The organism is Paraburkholderia sp. SIMBA_053, assembly GCF_046534895.1.
Taxonomy (GTDB): Bacteria; Pseudomonadota; Gammaproteobacteria; order Burkholderiales; family Burkholderiaceae; genus Paraburkholderia; species Paraburkholderia caledonica.
On the sequence record NZ_JAWRXU010000161.1, the window covers coordinates 1 to 405 of the forward strand.

Below are 405 nucleotides of genomic sequence, written 5' to 3' on the forward strand. Positions count from 1 at the left end.
GGCGTGATAGCCGTGGTTCCAGAACACCTGGCTTGCGCTGGCGAGCACGGCGTGCGTGTCGAACTCGCGTGGCCGGCCGCGCGAGCCGATGGGTCCCGCCTTCTTCGGCGACGAATGGGGTTGACCGGTTGGCTTCATGCAACCGATATTATGACTAACCGTTCAACAAATCAACCCGGAATCTCGTAGGCTGCGCGGCGCGTGCATTGTCACTTGTCCCTGCACAATAGACCGCAAAAATTGAGCAATAGACTCGGAAACGCCGCGGGACTGCCGCGCGTTAGGCCTCGAAAAATGGAAGCTGTTTTGAATCTTTGGTTGTCGGCTGCTTTCGCGCAGGGTCGACCATGGATACTCACCGTTGCAATAGTTCCAGACGTCTTTGCCTCGCCCGCAGAGCCGCAC

1 pseudogene is annotated in these 405 nt (G+C 58.5%); it reads right to left on the reverse strand.

Annotated features, from left to right (window positions below):
* Nucleotides 1-138, reverse strand: a pseudogene (locus SB753_RS35065) (TetR/AcrR family transcriptional regulator); the annotation flags it as partial.
* Nucleotides 139-405: the final 267 nt, after the last annotated feature.